Below are 1983 nucleotides of genomic sequence, written 5' to 3' on the forward strand. Positions count from 1 at the left end.
GAAGGGTGTCTCGATCTGGCTCAATACCGACGAAGGTGAGATCAGGAAACGCCTTAGTCGTGACACCGCCCGCCCGCTGTTGCAGACCGAAGACCAGGAGGACAAGATCACGCAATTGATCCGCGATCGCTCGCCGTTCTATCAACTTGCCGATCTCACCATCGTCCCGGGAAAGCGTAATAACAGGAGCGCGGATCAATGCTTGGTCGCGCTGCATGCCCATCTTTGCGGCGAGGCAAGCGCGGAGCGGATACCGTCCAATATCATGAGCGCGGCACCATGACCTCGCCGCTCACAAGGTTGATTGTCGATATCGCCCCGAGGGATCGGGCCGAACAGTCTCTTCGCCTCGAGCGGGATGATCGGCGTCGTATCCACGGCTCTAACTTCCTCCGGCTGCACGGCGGGAGCGTCGTTGCTCCGGCGGCCGCGGCCCGCGGTCGACAGCGGAAAGGTAGCAGCTTCCGGTGGCGCCCGCACCTCGGGAACTCGAAACGCGGCGTAGGCTGTGAATGCTGATCGAAAAATGCCCCCCCAATCGGCGTCGTCGGGCCCCCTTCAGGCGATTTCATTGAATTGAAATGATGGGATCCCCACGCCGATCATGGTTGAGACCCCACGCCGCAACACAGTCCTCGGCCGAAACTGGCCGAGGTTCATAGTAGACCGTGCTGCGGGCGAGGTTCAGGACCTTCTCGGTTTGCCGCGTCCCAAGATCGCCTACAATCTTTCGGACTATACCAAGCAGGGTATCGCGGCTGCGTTCCTGCTGAAGAACGTGATCTTCAGGAAACTGGGTGCTGAGGACTTCACCAAGACTCTTCCCGGTCGTCCGTTAAGAAGCCGGATCGAGCTGGGCTGGGGGTGCGAACGTGCGCTATAGCTGGACCAGTCGGTTGTGAAGAACACGCAAGCCGTTGAGAGAGAATCTTGAGGGTTCTGTGAGGTCGCGTGGCAGGCTTAAGCCGCGCGCTATCGTAGCGTGCGACCTCATAGAAGCCGGATTGAACGAAGCCGCGGAGTTGTGGGCATTATGGCGATAGTGCAGCGGGTGCGGCTGCGGAGAATGCGCGCCTGTGGTCACCGCGCGTCGGCGCGATATTGATCGGGCGGGAGCGGCGCCATTGTTCGGGCCGAGAGCACGACGCCGCAAGCGATTTACTGTGCTGTGATGCGCGGCCGAATGACTGACAGGGTGAGCGGTGACGAGGGCGGCCACGGCGACATCGGACGTTGCCACCGAGAAGGTGATCCCGGAACGGGTGGATGGTGCAGATGCTGGTCATGACGTGTCACAACGAAACGGTTGGTCGCGGGCGCAGGCTCGTGGGATGACGTCGATACGCCGCATGGTGCCGCCGCAATGCGGGCAGACGGGGATCTCGCATTTGACGAGAGGATTATCGCCGTCTTCTTGATTAGTCGGAGCGTTGCGAACGTCGAGGAGCCGACGGCAGAGGGCGATTCTATCGTTGCGCCCGCCATTGGCGAGGAAGCCATAGTGGCGGATGCGATGAAAGCCGTCCGGCAGGGTGTGCAGGAGAAAGCGCCGCATGAACTCATCGGCATCAAGCGTCATCACTTTGGCTTTACGATTCTGCCGATAGTCCTTCCAAGAAGAGCTCACCTTGCCGTCGGCAAGCGAGATCAGCCGACTGTTGGCGATGGCGACGCGATGCGTATAGCGGCCGAGATAAGCCAGCACCTGTTCGGGCCCGCCGAATGGCGGCTTGGCATAGACCACCCAGTCGGTCCGTCGCAATTGATCGAGGCGCCGGGCGAACGCGGCGTGTCGCGCGGCGATCAGGATGGAAGGCGCATTGCCTCGCCCTAATTGTTACCGGATGCTGAGCCGTTGCCTCACGTAAATTGCTCCCTTGGATCAGGAGCGAGCGGGGGCGAAGATGGGGTGGCTAAGCATGGCAACGCGGAAGGAACTGACGACGGCAGCAGGCGCGCGCTATCGGCGTTCGGATCGCGCGA

The 1983-nt window shown here is 61.3% G+C and carries 2 protein-coding genes; one reads left to right on the forward strand and one right to left on the reverse strand.

Going from position 1 to position 1983, the window contains the following annotated elements:
* On the forward strand, nucleotides 1–283 hold a 283-nt coding region (locus tag GGD61_RS40085), incomplete at its 5' end, for a shikimate kinase (protein ID WP_283814605.1).
* 999 nt (nucleotides 284–1282) lie between these two features.
* On the opposite strand, the gene GGD61_RS41180 is transcribed toward GGD61_RS40085, so the two are convergent.
* Nucleotides 1283–1810, reverse strand: coding sequence for a transposase (locus GGD61_RS41180; protein WP_409362507.1), 528 nt, complete (start codon nucleotides 1808–1810; stop codon nucleotides 1283–1285).
* Nucleotides 1811–1983 lie beyond the last annotated feature (173 nt).

The sequence above is a fragment of the Bradyrhizobium sp. SBR1B genome (assembly GCF_014198205.1).
Taxonomy (GTDB): domain Bacteria; phylum Pseudomonadota; class Alphaproteobacteria; order Rhizobiales; family Xanthobacteraceae; genus Bradyrhizobium.